Source organism: Candidatus Zixiibacteriota bacterium, assembly GCA_017999435.1.
Classification (GTDB): domain Bacteria; phylum Zixibacteria; class MSB-5A5; order GN15; family FEB-12; genus JAGNLV01.
Genome location: JAGNLV010000001.1, coordinates 1,106,331 through 1,122,093, shown reverse-complemented (window position 1 = coordinate 1,122,093; position 15,763 = coordinate 1,106,331). Strand labels below are relative to the sequence as shown.

Below are 15,763 nucleotides of genomic sequence, written 5' to 3'. Positions count from 1 at the left end.
ACGTATGTTTGTATGGTGCAGTTTGCTCTTCGTGCTGGGAATCCTGGCCTTTCTGGATTCCGTGTTCAACATGGGCATGATCTTCCGCCAGGTCAATTCCGTCTTCTTCATGCTCGTGTCGCTCGCGCTCCTGGTGCGCACGACGACCAAGATGAAGGAGAAGAAGGTGGAGAGCTACCAGGACAAGGTGTTCCAGTTGGAGCGCCGCGTCCGCACGCTCGAAGAGGGGCGCAAGAAGCTGGAGACCTACTGAGGCCGGCAACGCGCGCCGTCAGCCCGTCCGCGGATCGACCTCGAGCTCGCGGAGCCGCTTGCGCACGTCCGAGGTGAACGGGTAGTTCGCGTTCTCCTCGAGCAGCCGGCGGTAGATCGCCTTGCCCTCCTCCCGCCGCCGGGGGTCGGCCGTGAGCATGTCCCCCTTGAGCTTCAGTCCCCACGGGGCGAAGTATGACTCGGGATACTGCCCGGCCAGCCGCTCGATATACTCCAGCGCGGCCGCGGAATCGAACCGGGCGATGCTCAAATCGGCCAGCCGGTAGAGCGCGTCGTCGCTGAGCGCCGGGTGGTCCGCCCCGGCAATCCGCTCCAGCTCCGCCCGGCAGGAATCGTACTCGCGCCGCTCCTCGAAGAGGAGGGCGTCGGAGAACTCGGACAGGAGCGGTTCCGACCCCGCCTCGTCGATCAGCAGCATCATTTGCAGCGCGTCGTTGACATAGAACCCCTTGGGGTAGGCCACGAGGAGTTTGTTGAAGCCCGCCCGCGCCGTGTCGAACCGCTTCTCGTAGAAATCGATCTTGGCCAGCTTGAAGGCCGCTTCCTCGGCCGCTTCTTCTATGAGCGGCCGCTGCGCCAGCCGCCCGAGTGCCGTCCGGGCGCTGTCCAGTTCGCCGAGGCGAAGGTAGGCGTCGGGCGCCGCCAGGAGGGCCCGCAAATACCCCAGCCCCCCGGGGTAGGCGGCCGCCACGGAATCGAACAGCCGCAGCGCCCGCCGCGGCTCGTTGAGGTAGTTGAGATATATCTGCCCGATCCGGCAGGCCGCCTCGGCCTTGTCCTGGACGCGCGGGTAGGCCGCCACGATCGAATCGTACACGGCGACCGCCTCGGCGTACCGTCCCAGCCTCGTGAGCGCCTCGGCGTAGAGGTAGCGGGCCTCGGCCACCAGCGGGCTGGCGCCGTAGCGCCGCAGGATTTCCGCCCCCACCACGGTCGTCTGCGCGTACAGACCCCGCTCGCTGCAGATGTGCATGAACCACAGCAGCACCGTCCCGTTGGTCCCCGCGAGCGAATCGCGCAGCAGCGTGTAGTGCATCGCCTGGTCCATGTCGCCCGCTTGGAGGTAGTGGCCGGCGAGAATCTGCGCCGCTTTCGCCGTCGCCAGGGTGTCCGCGGTGTGCTCCCGAAGAACCCCAAGCGCGGCCGGCGCCGACTTGGGGAACTGGAGCATCATCTGCAGCTTGGTCTCGGCCTCGATCCCTGTCCGCGAGGTATCGGCGGTGGCCGCGTAGAACTCCTCGGCCGCGCGGCGGTACTCCTCGCGGGCCTCGAATATCTCGCCCGCTTCCTTGGCGAACAGCCGCGGGGAGCCGAGCTCTCTCCGCAGGCGCTCGATGAGAGCGAGGACGTCGCGGCTCAGCCCCACCTCCTGCATGCTCACGACCACCTGCGACAGCATGCCCGGGTTGGTCTTCTCCGGCACCAGCTCAAGCGCGGTCGCGTACTCCTGCCGCCCCGCGGCCGTGTCCTCCTGGCGCACCAGCGCCTCCGCCAGGTAGACATGCAGGACGTGGCTGTTCGGGGTGATCTCGAGCATGCGCCGGATCACCACCTCCGAGCTCCCCGGCTGCCCGAGCTGGTCGTAGCATGTGCGCAGGAGGTTCATCACCACCATGTTCCCGCGGTCGCGGCGGTCGATAGCTTCGAGGAGGCCGACCGCTCCCTCGTAGTTCTTGCTGCGCATCATCTCCCGCACCATGTTCAGCATTTGCTGGTCCTGCGCCTGCTGATCCTGCGGGGTGTACAGGCGGAGTCCGCCCGGCGGCCGGGTGACCTCTTTCGGTTCCTCCGCCGCTTGCGCGAGGGCCGCGCCCAGAAGTCCTGCGGCCAGCGCGAGCGCCGCGATCAGCCGCCCGAGGGTGCGCTTCACCGCCCGCCCTCCTGCGGCGCCGCCTCCGTTTGCAGCAGCGCCTTGAAATACGCTTTCACCTGTTCCTCGTACTGCCGAGGGTAGTGCTCGCCGAGATATTGCCGCAGCCGGTCCTCGAGATTGGTCCGGTCGTTGAGCAGCTCGGCCGGGAGCGCCGGCGGCACCTGGTAGATCTGCTCCTCCGCCGTGACCGCCTTGCGCTGCTCGGTGAAATCCTTGCGCTGGAGCGAGCGCGAGGCCTGCAGCATGCGGGAGTAAACGCGGAGCTGTCGTTCGATCGTTTCCGGTCCGGCCTCGCCTTCCGCCAGCGCCTCCTCGATTTCCCTCATTTCGTCGGCGATGTCCTCGAGCCGCCCGAGCACCTGGCGGGAGTCGCCGAACTCCTGCGCCAGCTCTTCCATCGACTTGCGGATCGCACCCTGCTCGCCCGCCAGCCGCTGGAGCGCCTCGCGCGTCTGCTGGCCCTGGCTGGCCGGGTTGAACGACGGGTTGTTGCAGGTCTGCTGCGTCTCCTGGTTCACCTGGTTCTGCTTGTTGCACATCGACTGCAGCTTGGCCATGTTCTTGTCGCAGCTGCCCCCCTTGTCGCACTGGTTCTGCTGGTTCATCGCCTCCATGAGGTACAGCGACACCTTGTTGAGGTTGGTCATGGCGTCGCGCTGGAGGGCGATCGCCTGCGGTCCCTGCCGGTCGCCCAGCCCCAGCATGGCCATGTCCATCTGCGCCGTCGCCTGGTTCATGATCTGCCCCAGTTCGGAGGCGACAAAGGGCGACTCCTTGGCCAGCTCCGCGATCCGGCCCTTCAGCCCGCTGCACGCGGTCATGAGATCCTGCTGGGACTGGGCGAGCTCGCGCAGGATATCCGACTGGGTGGTGACCTCGGCCGCCCGCTTGAGCAGCTCTTCCTGCGACTGCGACAGGTAGTTGGCGTCGTCGATCGCCAGCCGCATCATCTTGCGGAGCGCTTCGTTCTGGCCGCTGTTCATGGCGGCGAGCTGCTGCTGCATGGAGCTGAGCATCTGGGCGAGCTTGGCCGAGGCCTGTTTTCCCTCGGCGGCGGCCGGCTGCTGCTGCTGTTGGGCGAGCGCGCCGCTCATCTTTTCCATGTTCCGGTCGGCGTCGGTCTGCTCGACCGCCTCGGCGAATTTCCGCGCCTCCTCGCTCTGGTTCATCTGCGCCTCGTCCATCAGCTTGCGAAGGTCGGCGGTCTCCTTTTTGAGCGACTCGAGATCTTTTTTCAGGTCCGTTTCGCGTTCGGCCAAGGGCGGCAGCGCGCTCTGGGCGCTGCTGTCGGTCGCCTGGTTGACCTGGTTCTGCTGTTCGAGCAGCCGCTCCGCCTGCCGCATCATTGCCTGCATCTTCTGCTCGACCTGCATCTGTTTCAAGAGGGCCAGCGTCCGCTCCAGCCGCTGGAGCATTTCCTCCTGGGAGAGCTGGAACTGCTCCATGGCTTTCTGGATCTCGTTGCGGTCCATTTTCTGGAGCGCCTCCATCAGCTTCTTCTGGGCCTCCTTCATTTCCGGCGTGGCGACTTCCTCGAACAGCTTCTGGATCTGCTGGAGTTTTTCGACAATCTCGCGGCTCATCTGGGCGTTGTCGGCGAGCTTCTCGACCGACTTGTCCATCTCCTCGGCCATTTTCTCGATATTCTCGATGAGCTCCTGGTTCTGGGCGGCGAGCGCCTCCATCTCCTTCTGGTGCTGCCACTCCGCCTTCATCTCGTCGCGGTTCTGCGCCTTGAGCTTGCGCGCCATGTTCTTGAACCGCTCCGACAGGTCCTCCCCCTGCTGGAGCAGTTGCCGGGTGTTGTCCACGCGCCGCGAGCTTTCCCCCTCCGCCTCGGCGATGATTTCCTCCAGCGAGGGGATCCGCGCCACGTACTGCCGCGACGCCGTCACTTTCGGCCCCGAGTTCACGTCGTTGTCGGCCACCTCGAAGCGATAGATCGTGTAATCCCCCGGGTACATGTTGAGCTTGTCCATGTCCCAGTTGAAGGCGATCTCCCCTTCGGTCTTGATCCGGTCGGAGAAATGGAGCACGGCCACGTTCTCCTCGCTCGCCTGTCCGTGCGCCACCACCGTGTATTTCAGCACCAGCGAGGTAAACCCGTAGTCGTCGAATATCCGCACCTTCAGCGGCAGCACCATTTCGTCGCTCAGGTTGACGTTGACGCCGGGGAAGAGGACGTCGATCGAGGGGTATTCGTCGGGCACGGCCGTGATGTGGTACTGGATCGGGTCGGGGTTTTCCTCGCCCAGGCCGTCGATCAGGCGGACATGGTAGCCGAGCGACTTGTCCACGCGGAGCGCCGTTTCCGCCTGCCGCCCGTCGACCTCCAGCGGCGTCCGGCTGGAATCGTCAAACACCAGCTCGGCCCGCGCGACCGGGAGGTTGGTCTCGACCGCCAGGTTCACCCGCGACCCGACCACGGCCGAGAACGAGCCGTTGTTCTCGTCGATCACAGTCGGGGCCAGCCCGGTGTAGTCGGGGTAGAAGATCGACAGCTTGAGGCCGTTGACCCTCGGGCGGTCGACCACGCTCACCTGCTGGACCGGGGTGGCGACCCGGCCCGCCTCGACATAGTAGTCGAACGACCGGTTGATCTGGCGGAGAGTGGTCGCAATCCGCACCGAGTCGCCGTTGACCATCGGCGCCCGCCGCACCTTCCGCAAGTCGATCTCCGTCTCCTGCCAGTTCCCGTCGACCAGCCGGTGGTGAATGACCGCGCTTTCCGGGAGCCGTTCACCGAAAATGGAGGCCCCGATTTCGATGTCCCGGTACTTCACCCACTCGGTCGTCCCGGGGAACGGCACCACCTTGTAGGCCAGGGGAGGGGCGATTTCGGTCGTCGGGTTGGAGAACACGAGGAACGAGTAGCGGAACATCCCCGGCAGGAGGGCCACGACCAGGAGGGCCGCGGCGGCCGCGGTCGCGAAATACCGCCCGCTGCGCAGCACCGGGTAGAACGAGAGCGCCTGGTTGAAATTCACTCCCTGGGCCCGCGCGAGCGCCTGGCGCTCGGTCGCCTCGATCAGGGCCGCCGAGTAGCACCCCGCGTCTTTCATCCGCGCAAACTGAATGGCCGCGATCAGCCGCCCCTTGAGCTCGGGGTTCCGCTCCTCCAGCGCGACCGCCACCGCATCGATCGACCCCGAAAACAGCCGGGCGACCGCGTACCGCCCGAACAGATAGAGCGTTCCCGCCCCGACCGCGATCAGGACCGGGAGCTTCACCGCCACCGGCAGAATCATCACGTTCGCCCACAGCGACAGCCCGATCGCCGCCGCCGTCACCGCGGCGGCCGTCAACATGACGCCGGATACAAACAGCACTGCGCGCTGGCGCACCAGCACCCCGGTGAGCTTGGCAAGGAGCGCGCGGCGGGAGGTCAACTCGGTCATAGCGATACCCTCGGTGTTCGGTCTCAGGCGGCGGCTTCGCCGGCGAAGCCGCGCATTCTTTCTATCGACAGGTAGGCCGCCGGCCCGGCAGGTAATCTCGCGCAGCCCGACTAGTACAACAAGGCGTAGGTCACCAGGTTCACGCCCATCCGGAACGCCTGTTCCCGCAGTTCCGGCGGGTCATTGTGCACCTGCGGATCCTCCCAGCCATCCCCGATGTCCGATTCCACCAGGAAATACAGCACGATCCGGCCGTGGAGAATGATCGCCCACGCCCGCGGGGGCTGGCCGTCGTGCTCGTGGATCTTCGGCGGACCGTTGGGAAAATCGTAGAAACAGCGGTAAATCGGATGGTCGAACGGCACCGCCACCGGTTCCCGCTCCGGGAACAGCTCCGCCATCTCCTTCTTGAACGTCTCCTCCATGCCGTAGGAATCGTTCACGAACAGAAACCCGCCCCCCTCGAGATACCGGCGCAGACGTTCCCGCTCCTCGGCCTCAAACCGGATCACCCCGTGGCCGGTCGCGAACAGGAAGGGGTAGCGGAACAGGTCGGCATCCATGATCGTCACCACCCGCTCCATCGTGTCGACCGGGAAATCGGTCTGCCGGTTCAGGTATGTTAGGAAATTGGGGAGCGCTGAGCTCCCCCAGTACCAGTCGCCGCCGCCGGAGTAGTGGAGGCGGGCGACCTTCAGCGCCGAAGGGTTCGGGTTGGCGCCCCGGCCAGGCATCGCCTGCGGCATCCGCTGCCGGGAGAGGTCGATCGTCGGCTGAGACAGGGAGGCGCGGGGGAGAAGCAGTCCCGCGAGCAGCGCCGCGAGGCCCACAAACCCGGCCAGCCGGCCGGCCGCCAACCCCCGTCGAGGGGGGAGTACTGCGCCAAAAAACCGCATACACATAATATACAGGCAGAGTCCCATTTTTGATGCAGGAAAGTTGCCGCGTCCGGCCCAACGGCGCGCTGCGGGCTGGCGGACGGTCCAGCCCCCGGCCGGCCGCTGCTCGATCGCCCCCGCCCCGCCCGTGCTCCGCGCCGCCCTTCAGCTTTGCCGCCGACGTGACGATAATGTACAAGAACCGGCAGTCGGCCAATGACCCATAACTTACACAGGGACAACGCGCTATGTTCATATTCATTGGTGCCCTGATCGTCCTCGGCGGTGTCCTCGGCGGTTACACCATCCACGGGGGCAAAATCCTCGCCCTCAACCAGCCCTCCGAACTCCTCATCATCGGCGGCGCCGCCCTCGGCTCGCTGCTGATTTCCACCCCGCTTCCCGTGGTCAGGGGCATCTTCGCGCAGCTCAAGCAGGCGCTCGGGGGCGGCCTCAAGAAGAAAGATTACCTCAGCCTGCTGGTCATGATGTTCGAGATCTTCAACGTGGCGCGCAAAGACGGCCTCATCGGCCTGGAGAGCCACGTCGAGCATCCGGAGGAGAGCGAGATATTCAAGCGCTATCCCGGGTTTCTGAAGAACCACCATGCGGTCGCGTTCTTCACCGACACCATGCGCGTGATCATCTCCGGAGCCGTCCAACCGCACGATCTCGAAGACCTCATGGACGCCGACATCGAGACCCTCCACGAAGAGGAGCTGCGGCCGTCGACCGCCCTGGGTGCGATTGCCGACGCTCTCCCCGGTCTCGGTATTGTCGCCGCCGTGCTCGGCGTGGTGATCACCATGGCCGCGATCGACGGTCCGCCGGAGGTCATCGGGCACAAGGTCGCCGCCGCGCTCGTCGGCACCTTCCTCGGCATCCTGAGCGCTTACGGTTTCGTCGGACCTCTCTCTTCGAGTCTCAAACACCGGACCAACGACATGCGCCAGTATCTCGGTTGCATGAAGCACGCGCTCCTGTCCTTTCACAAGGGCGTTGCCGGCGTCATCGCCGTCGAGTTCGCCCGCCGCTCCCTCTACGCCGAGGTCCGGCCCGCGTTTCTCGAACTCGAGAAAGCCTGTAACGAGACCAAGAAGCGGTGACGGCAGCCATGGCCGACGAACAACCGATCATCATACGGCGCAAGAAGCACGTGCACGGCGGGCACCACGGCGGGGCCTGGAAAGTCGCCTTCGCCGACTTCATGACCGCCATGATGGCCTTCTTCCTGGTCATGTGGCTGGTCGGGCAGAAACCCGAGGTGCGGGAAGCGGTCGGCGGCTACTTCCGCGATCCCGGCAAATACCTCGAGCAGGGGGGCGCCGGCGTCCTGAAAGGCTCGCGCTCCGCCATCACCGAGAAAGATACCCCCTCCGGGATGCTCAAGAACGAAAGCGACAAATCCGGCGGCGGCCCCTCCGAAATGGAGAAGAAGCAGATGAAAGAGGCCGCCCTCAAGATCATCAGCCAGCTTGAGCAGCAGGAGGCTTTCCACCGCCTCCGCGACAACGTCAAGATGCAGTTGACCTCCGAGGGGCTGCGGATCATCCTCAATGAGTCGGCCGAGTCTCCGGCGTTCTTCGAACCCGGCTCGGCCAAACTCCTGCGCCAGAGCGCGGTGATTCTCATGACGATCGCCGGGGAGCTCGGGCACCTTCAGAACCGGATTGTGCTCGAAGGGCACACCGACGCCGCCTACACCGGCGACCTCCTCTATACCAACTGGGAGCTGTCGGCCGACCGGGCCAACGCCGCCCGCGAACTGCTGGAAGCGCACGGGCTGTGGGACGGCCAGGTGCGCGAGGTGCGCGGGTTCGCCGAGCAGTTCCCGATGATCGCCGACAACCCGGCCGACGCCCGCAACCGCCGCGTGACGATCGTCGTGCTCTATGAACACGCCTCAATGGCGTACGATCAGATGGAAGTGGGCGCCGACCTGATGGCGCTGGCCGAAGCGCAGGAGTGAGCGCGCAAAAAACTGGCATCCGCCCCGCCGGCGGTGTATAATACCAGCGACGAGTGAACCACCCTCCCCGGTCGGCGACGGCCAGGGGTTTTTGTGTTTGGCGCGGGCCTGACCGCCCGCGGGAACGAAAGCAGCTACAGCGCATGACCACCGGCACGGATCGTTCGCACACCACCCACAGCCGCCTCCGGCAGGTCATCGGCCGGTGGCTCGAATACGCCCCGGCGCGGGAACTGGCCGCCCGCCTTGAAGAGGGCCCGGCCGAACCGGTTCCGATCGCCGGGCTGGCCGGCTCGGCGCCCGCTTTCCTCCTTCGCGCCCTGACCGATACGCTCGGCCGACCGGTGCTGGCGGTGACCGTCACCTCCGAGCAGGCGGCCGATCTGGCGGACGATCTGGCGGTGCTGCTCGGCCCGGACCGCGTCGGCCACTACCCCGCCCGCCAGGTCCTCCCGTACGACTTCAAGGCGCCGCAGGGGGAGGTCATGGGGAGGCGGATTTCGTCGCTGGCCGACCTCATGGACAACCGGCTGGCGGCCGTGGTCGCCCCGCTGCGGGCCGTGCTCGAACCGACGATCGCCCGCGACCATCTCGAAAAAAGCCGGGTCCGGCTCGAAGTCGGACGGGCGGCCGACCTCGATGACCTCGTGCGCCGCCTGGTCGCGCTCGGTTTCCGGCGCGTCCCGGTGGTCGAGGAAGTCGGCGACTTCGCCCTCCGCGGCGGGCTGGTCGACTTCTTCTCCCCCGGCTCGACCGCTCCCTCGCGCGTCGAATTCTTCGGCGACGACGTCGACACCATCCGTCTCTTCGACGTCGGCTCCCAGCGCACCATCGGCCGCGTCGACCGGGTCAACCTCCTCCCGCGCCGGGAGGTGCCGATCACCATGGAGACAGTCGAGCAATACCTCGCGGCGCTGCCGGAGCACGATGCCGACTACATCCGCGACCGCTACCTCAACGACCCCGAGCTGCCGGGGCTCGAGTGGCTGGCGATCCTGTTCGGTGTCCGCCCCGGGTCGCTCCGCGAGTACCTGCCGCCGGACACCGTCGTCTGGCTCGAAGGGGAGCACTTGCTCCGCGACGAGGCGGAGGGGATCCTCGCCGAGGGGCGGGGTCTCTACCAGCGGCTCAAGGGGCGGCTGGAGAAGCTTCCCGCGCCCGAGGCCTACTACCACTCGGTCGAGGGCGCCTTTGCCTGGCTGGCCGCCCACCCCCGCATCGACCACGCCCCTTTCCGCGGCGGCCGCCGCGACGTCATCGACTTCGGTTGCAGGCCGCACCCCTCGCTGGGCTCGCGCCTTGACCTGCTGGCCGAGACGGCGCGCGAGTTTGACGCGCTCGGGATGGTCCACTTCGTCGCCACCGACACCGAGAGCCAGGCCGAGCGGCTCGATGAGCTGATCGGCGAGCGGCTCGGCCCGGAGAGCCGGCCGGTGATCGAGCCGGCCGACCTCAAAGGAGGGTTTGTCTGTCCCGCCGGGCGTTTCGCCGTGCTCACCGACCACGAGATATTCGGCCGCCACCACCGCCGCGTGCGGCGCAAGAAGTTCCGCGAGGGCGTCGCGATCTCCGACTACTCTGCGCTCAACCGCGGAGATTTCGTCGTCCACACCGATCACGGCATCGCGAAATACCTCGGGCTGGAGACGCTCGTGGTCGACGGCCGCAACCGCGACTGCCTCGCCCTCCTTTACGAAGACAACGACAAGCTCTATGTCCCGATCGAAGAGTTCAATCGCGTCTCCAAATACGCCGGAAAAGACACCGCGCCGCAGCTGACCCGCCTGGGCGGCCCCCAGTGGGACAAGCTCAAGGTGCGGACCAAGAAGGCGATCGCCGACATGGCCGCCGATCTCCTGAAACTGTACGCCCGGCGCCGGAGCGCGCCCGGTTTCTCCTTCGGCGAGGATACCACCTGGCTGCGCCAGCTGGAGACCTCGTTCCGGTATGAGGAGACTCCCGACCAGCTCAAGGCGATTGCAGACGTCAAGAGAGACATGGCCCGCGAACAGCCGATGGACCGGTTGATTGTGGGCGATGTCGGCTACGGCAAGACCGAGGTGGCGGTGCGGGCGGCGTTCAAGGCGATCGAGCGCGGCAAGCAGGTCGCGGTGCTGGTGCCGACCACCATTCTCGCCCAGCAGCACTTCCAGACGTTCACCGAACGGCTCGCCGAATTCCCGATGCGCGTGGAGATGCTCTCGCGGTTCCGGACGGCCAAGCAGCAGCGCGCGGTGGTGGAGGATCTCGCCGCGGGCCGGGTCGATCTCGTGATCGGTACCCATCGGCTGCTCAGCAGCGATATCTTCATCCCCAACATCGGTCTGCTCATTGTCGACGAAGAGCACCGCTTCGGCGTCCGCCACAAGGAGAAACTCCGGCACCTGAAAGCGGCGGTCGACACGCTGGCGATGTCGGCGACGCCGATTCCGCGCACGCTCCACATGTCGCTCATGAGCGTCCGCGACATGAGCATTATCAACACCTCGCCCAAGGACCGCCTCCCCATCATCACCGAGATCGTCGAATTCGACCCGGCGATCATCGCCACCGCCATCCTGCGGGAGATCGGCCGCGGCGGCCAGGTGTTCTTCGTCCACAACCGGGTGCAAACAATCGAGGCGATGCACCACTACCTCAAGAAGATTGTCCCGCAGGCCGAAATCGCCATCGCCCACGGCCAGATGCACGAGCGGTCGCTCGAGGGGATCATGCTCGCCTTCCTTGCCCGACGCTACAACGTGCTCCTGTGCACCTCGATCATCGAATCCGGCCTCGATATCCCGAACGCCAACACGATCATCATCAACCGCGCCGACCGGTTCGGGCTGGCCCAGCTCTACCAGATGCGCGGGCGGGTCGGGCGGAGCGCCACCCGCGCCTACGCCTACCTGATGACCCCGCCGGTCAAGCAGCTCCAGCCGGAGGCGATCAAGCGCCTGCGCGCGCTCGAGGCCCACTCCGACCTCGGCGCCGGGTTCGCCCTGGCCATGCGCGATCTCGAAATCCGCGGCGCCGGAACCCTGCTCGGGCCGAGGCAATCCGGGTACATCGAGGAGATCGGCTTCGACATGTACAATAAGCTGCTCGAAGAGGCCATCGCCGAGCTCAAAGGCGAAGAACTCGTCCGTCCCCCCGACACCAAGCTCGAACTCGACCTCGAACTCCACCTCCCCGATGAGTACATCAACGACCGCCAGCAGAAGGTCGATATCTATCGCCGCCTCGCCGACGGCCGGACGCTGGACGATGTGGAGCGGATCCGCGACGAGGTGACCGACCGGTTCGGCGCCCAGCCCCAGTCGGCGGTGAACCTGTTCGACGCCACCGCCGTGAAGATCCTCGCCGGCGCGATGAAGGTCGAGAAAGTGAAAATGGCCGCCGGCCGCGTCTCCCTGTTCCTCGAGGAGGGCCGACAACTGACGCGCCGGACGGTTGAGGCGCTCCGCCAGGGGGCCGATTGCCCGATGGAGTTTTCCATGATCGGACGGGTGCAGATCATGCTCGATCTCGGCCGCATCGGCGAGCGCGACCGGCTGCCCTATCTGCGCAAGGTACTCTCCGGCGTGGAGCCGGGCGGGTGAGTTGAGCCGGCGGCCAATCCCGCCTCTAAGGGACGTGTGCTGCGATTTGCCAATCTTGAGATGGGCGGGTCCAGCTTCGGCCTCGGTCTGATCACCACCGAGAAAGATTCATGTTCGGCCTGTCCGGATCGGCCATCGGGGACGGGACCGAGCTACGGGAGAGCGCCGGGAAAGCCGCTGCCGATAGCTGTTCACCGATGACATGAAGCACAAGGTATGGGCAAACCGACACGGCCCGATCGGGATCCTCCCCGATCCCTCCCTCTCGCCGGAAGGCGAAATCCGGCGCGCTCGCGAAAATACACTCGCGGGGCAGGAAACCGACCCTGGCCGGGTGCCTGCCCGGGGTGTCTATTGATTTGGATGTCCACTCCCGCCGTGATTAGGCCGGATGTCATTCACTTCCACTTCTCCAGTTCCGGAACCGCCCCGGCTTCTGCGTCCACTCCAACGCCGTAGTTGTTGTGTCCGAAGAGCGAATCCGTGCGGGCCGGCCGAAACCAGAGCGTATCGTCGGCCGCCCACGGATGTGTCGTCTCCCCGCTGTCCGTAAACGACACGTACCGGTCGCGGCCGCCGATGTCGATGAAACCGCCGAAGGACGAGGCGTAGGCGTAGTAGGTCGTCAGCCGGCCGGGCCGGTCGTACCCCTCGCGGAACGTGGCTTCGCCCAGACCGGGCGTCCCTTGTCCTAGATAGTACGCATCGTCGCCGCCAATGTCGATGAGGAAGGCGTTGGAGCGGATCTGGGCCAGCCCCATCGAGATCATCTTCGCCCGGTAGACGTCGTTGCCGCCCTTGTTGACGAGGAGGGCGTTGGTGAAATCCCAGCCGAATCCGAGCCCCGCCCCGGCCGTCTCGTACAGTTCGTGCCGGTCGTTCCCGCCTTCATCGATGAGGATGCCGTTGCAGTAGTGGGCTCCCGAACCCTGGGTGAAGTAGCAGGATTCGTAGAGGTCGTCGCCGCGTTTGTCGTACGCGATCCCGGTGGCGAACCAGTAGCCGATCCCGAGCGTCCAGTTGCCGGAGTAGTAGCGGTCGTCGCCGTTGATATCGATGAGCGCGCCGAGGCCGCCGGCCCACGCATGGCCGTCGGAACCGTCGCCGCGCCGTCCGAACCCGGCCCCCTGGGCGTTGTTGCCGTTGATCTTGTTCTGGGAGTGGTAGTCGCCGCGGTTGTATTTCTCAGCCAGCGGTTCGGCGGTGTAGCGGTCGTCGCCGCCGAAGGAGGCGCACACGCCCACCCCTCCGCCAACCCCGCCCATCCCCTGGCCGTCGCCGCACAGGTAGTAGGTGTCGTCGCCGACGCCGTCGAGGCAGAGCCCGATCCCGAAATACCCGGCTCCCTGGCTCGACAGTTCGGCGCGGTACTCGTCATTCCCCGCGCGGTCGAGCAGCACGCCCACTCCGAACAGCCCGGCCCCCTGGGCATAGGTGGAGCCTTCGTAGCGGTCGTCCCCCTCGCTGTCGATCACCAGGCCGACCCCGCACAGCCCGACACCGGCCGCAGGCGGGTACTGGGCGCGCTCGCGGCCGTAGTAATCGTCGCCGCCGAGATCGATCACCACCGACACGGGGTTTCCCAGCGACGCCGCCGCGCCCGGCGTCCCCTGGTAGATCATCCGGCGGCCGAAATCGACGACGAGGAGCGTGTTGGTCGCATCATACTCCGTCCACTGCGGGAGCGAGGCGCGCAGTTCGCCGAAGAGGCGGGGCGGGGCCATCCGCTCGGACCGGGCGACCGAAGAGAACAGGGCGATCGTCCCGAAAGGCGTGGGGAGTTCCGCGGTGAAATCGTCGGGGACCGCGCGGGCGAATCGGCGCAGGGCGCGCTCGGCGCTCTCGGCTGCGGCCGCCGTCTTCAAGGCGGCGTAGTGCATCGAGGGAAGATCGATCGCGGCGGCGATATCGTCCAGCTCCGGGTAGTACACCATCCCGTCCCCCTGCGTGCTCGCCAGGTCGCGGATCGCCAGCGCAGCCTCGAGGTCCGCAACGTCGCAGTTGCGCAGCGCCGTCGCGCGCCAGCGAATCGCATCCGTGAGATTCACAATCAGCCCCGCGAGGACAACCTGCACCGAGTCCGGGAGACGCGCGGTTTTCTGTCGGATCTCCGCGGTCATGTCGGGCGATTCGGCGCGGTTGCCGAAGGTGTAGAACTCGGTGTCGCGGCCGGCCAGCGCGTAGAGCCCCTCCACCGCGTCGACCAGCGGCTCTTCCCCCGCCGGGGCCGGCCGCAGGTTCGCCGAGTAGGAGCGGAAGCCCCCCAGTTTTCTGTCGACCCCCAGGTTGTACACCAACTGGTAGAGACCGTCGGAAGCCGTGTCGGCGTAGGTTGGATCAAGGTACAGCTCGACGGCGTTCCCCATGGTTGTGGCGTAGTCGTACAGCTTCAGCGGTTCGGCAAAGAGCGCATCGAACGAGGTCAGCCGGTAGGGAACGTCAAGCGGGAAGCGGTTCCAGTAGCCCGCGGGGTGGTAGCCGAGATCCGCGCGCGTGAATCCCACTTCGCCGAGGATTCGGCCGAGGACGTCGGTTTCGGACTCCCCCGCGGCGGTTCCGATCGCCAGTGACAGGACCATGACAAAGAGCGTAATTCTCATTGTACTTTGGCTCCCGGTTGATTTTTCTTAGACATATATGCAGCATAACCTCTTCATTGGCAACAGCATTTGATGGAGGACCGGGTGAAAGGAATCTTCGCAGTGCTCGCGGCTCTCGTTTTGGCGGCGGGGTGTGTGAAAGAGGTGGACCGGAGCGCCGCTCCGAAAACGGCGGCCGACACGCTCACCTACGCCACCCACTTCCGGGGCGAGCGGCATCTCGACCGCATCCGCCAGCTCACTTTCGGCGGCCAGAACGCCGAAGCCTATTTCAACGCCGACGCCACCAGGCTCTGCTTCCAGTCGATGCGGGACACCATGTCGTGCGATCAGATTTTCACGATGAATGTTGACGGTTCCGAGGTGCGGATGGTGTCGACGGGGAAGGGGGCCACGACCTGCTCCTTCCTCTCGCCGGACGGCCGCCACATCATCTACGCCTCGACCCACCTCGGGGGCGACACCTGTCCGCCCAAACCGGACATGTCGCAGGGGTACGTCTGGGCGCTCCATGAGACCTACGACATTTTCCGGGCTAACGCCGACGGTTCCGACCCGGTGCGGCTGACCGACACGCCGGGGTACGACGCCGAGTGCGTCTATTCGCCGAAGGGGGACAAGATCCTGTTCACCTCGGTGCGCTCGGGCGACCTCGAGCTGTACATGATGGATCCCGACGGCGGCCGTGTCGAACAGCTCACGCACGCGCCGGGGTATGACGGCGGCGGGTTTTTCTCGGCCGACGGGGAGTGGATCGTGTGGCGGGCCTCGCGCCCGGAGGGCGAGGCCCTGGCCGACTATCAGCGGCTCCTCGCCCAGGGACTCATCCGGCCCGGCAAGCTTGAGATCTATGTGATGAATCTGGCCGACCGCACACCCATCCAGGTGACCGACAACGGCGCCGCCAACTTCGCGCCGTATTTCCACCCCGACGGCCGCCGCGTCATCTTCTGCTCGAATCTGGCCGACCCCGGCGGGCGCAACTTCGACCTGTTCATGGTCGAGGTCGCCACCAAGACTGTCGAACGGATCACCTACAACGAGACATTCGACGGTTTTCCGATGTTCTCGCGGGACGGCCGGACGCTGGTGTTCTGTTCGAACCGCGACAACGCGGTCCCGGGCGAGACCAACGTCTTCATCGCCGACTGGAAGGATTGAACGCGCCCGGCGGAGGCGCACATATTC

9 protein-coding genes are annotated in these 15,763 nt (G+C 66.0%); 5 read left to right on the top strand and 4 right to left on the bottom strand.

Annotated elements, in window-relative coordinates; all coding sequences use genetic code 11:
• Positions 1-4 precede the first annotated feature (4 nt).
• Positions 5-253, top strand: coding sequence for a hypothetical protein (locus KA261_04715; GenBank protein ID MBP7697092.1), 249 nt, complete (start codon positions 5-7; stop codon positions 251-253).
• Between the two features lie 18 nt (positions 254-271).
• On the opposite strand, the gene KA261_04710 is transcribed toward KA261_04715, so the two are convergent.
• The 3 genes from KA261_04710 to KA261_04700 all read right to left on the bottom strand — a co-directional run bounded on the left by KA261_04710 (position 272) and on the right by KA261_04700 (position 6,290).
• Positions 272-2,143, bottom strand: coding sequence for a tetratricopeptide repeat protein (locus KA261_04710; GenBank protein MBP7697091.1), 1,872 nt, complete (start codon positions 2,141-2,143; stop codon positions 272-274).
• Entirely contained in the window at positions 2,140-5,544 is a 3,405-nt protein-coding gene (locus tag KA261_04705) for a hypothetical protein (protein ID MBP7697090.1), read from the bottom strand. Before KA261_04705 ends, KA261_04710 begins: the two co-directional genes overlap by 4 nt.
• A 110-nt stretch (positions 5,545-5,654) precedes the next feature.
• Complete coding sequence (locus KA261_04700) at positions 5,655-6,290, bottom strand: DUF4159 domain-containing protein (protein ID MBP7697089.1); 636 nt, start codon at positions 6,288-6,290, stop codon at positions 5,655-5,657.
• 380 nt (positions 6,291-6,670) lie between these two features.
• Here KA261_04700 and motA point away from each other — a divergent pair, with 380 nt between their 5' ends.
• The 3 genes from motA to mfd all read left to right on the top strand — a co-directional run bounded on the left by motA (position 6,671) and on the right by mfd (position 11,975).
• Positions 6,671-7,528, top strand: a complete 858-nt coding sequence (motA, locus tag KA261_04695) for a flagellar motor stator protein MotA (protein ID MBP7697088.1) — start codon at positions 6,671-6,673, stop codon at positions 7,526-7,528.
• Positions 7,529-7,536: 8 nt separating this feature from the next.
• The gene (locus KA261_04690; protein MBP7697087.1) at positions 7,537-8,391 is read left to right on the top strand and encodes an OmpA family protein; all 855 of its coding nucleotides are present in this window, start codon (positions 7,537-7,539) and stop codon (positions 8,389-8,391) included.
• Positions 8,392-8,534: 143 nt separating this feature from the next.
• On the top strand, positions 8,535-11,975 hold the full coding sequence (gene mfd / locus KA261_04685) for a transcription-repair coupling factor (GenBank protein ID MBP7697086.1): 3,441 nt from the start codon (positions 8,535-8,537) through the stop codon (positions 11,973-11,975).
• A gap of 398 nt (positions 11,976-12,373) precedes the next feature.
• Here the strand turns inward: mfd and KA261_04680 are convergent, their stop codons facing one another.
• The gene (locus KA261_04680; GenBank protein ID MBP7697085.1) at positions 12,374-14,575 is read right to left on the bottom strand and encodes a hypothetical protein; all 2,202 of its coding nucleotides are present in this window, start codon (positions 14,573-14,575) and stop codon (positions 12,374-12,376) included.
• Between the two features lie 72 nt (positions 14,576-14,647).
• On the opposite strand from KA261_04680, the gene KA261_04675 reads away from it, so the two are divergent.
• Positions 14,648-15,736, top strand: a complete 1,089-nt coding sequence (locus KA261_04675; protein MBP7697084.1) for a PD40 domain-containing protein — start codon at positions 14,648-14,650, stop codon at positions 15,734-15,736.
• The last annotated feature ends 27 nt before the right edge of the window (positions 15,737-15,763 follow it).

What these genes read in the sequence shown, in the direction of transcription:
- KA261_04680 (MBP7697085.1), bottom strand. Translation starts at nt 14,575, where the DNA reads ATGAGAATTACGCTCTTTGTCATGGTCCTGTCACTGGCGATCGGAACC.
- KA261_04705 (MBP7697090.1), bottom strand. Translation starts at nt 5,544, where the DNA reads ATGACCGAGTTGACCTCCCGCCGCGCGCTCCTTGCCAAGCTCACCGGG.
- KA261_04715 (MBP7697092.1), top strand. Translation starts at nt 5, where the DNA reads ATGTTTGTATGGTGCAGTTTGCTCTTCGTGCTGGGAATCCTGGCCTTT.
- KA261_04675 (MBP7697084.1), top strand. Translation starts at nt 14,648, where the DNA reads ATGGAGGACCGGGTGAAAGGAATCTTCGCAGTGCTCGCGGCTCTCGTT.
- KA261_04690 (MBP7697087.1), top strand. Translation starts at nt 7,537, where the DNA reads ATGGCCGACGAACAACCGATCATCATACGGCGCAAGAAGCACGTGCAC.
- mfd (MBP7697086.1), top strand. Translation starts at nt 8,535, where the DNA reads ATGACCACCGGCACGGATCGTTCGCACACCACCCACAGCCGCCTCCGG.
- KA261_04700 (MBP7697089.1), bottom strand. Translation starts at nt 6,290, where the DNA reads ATGCCGCAGGCGATGCCTGGCCGGGGCGCCAACCCGAACCCTTCGGCG.
- motA (MBP7697088.1), top strand. Translation starts at nt 6,671, where the DNA reads ATGTTCATATTCATTGGTGCCCTGATCGTCCTCGGCGGTGTCCTCGGC.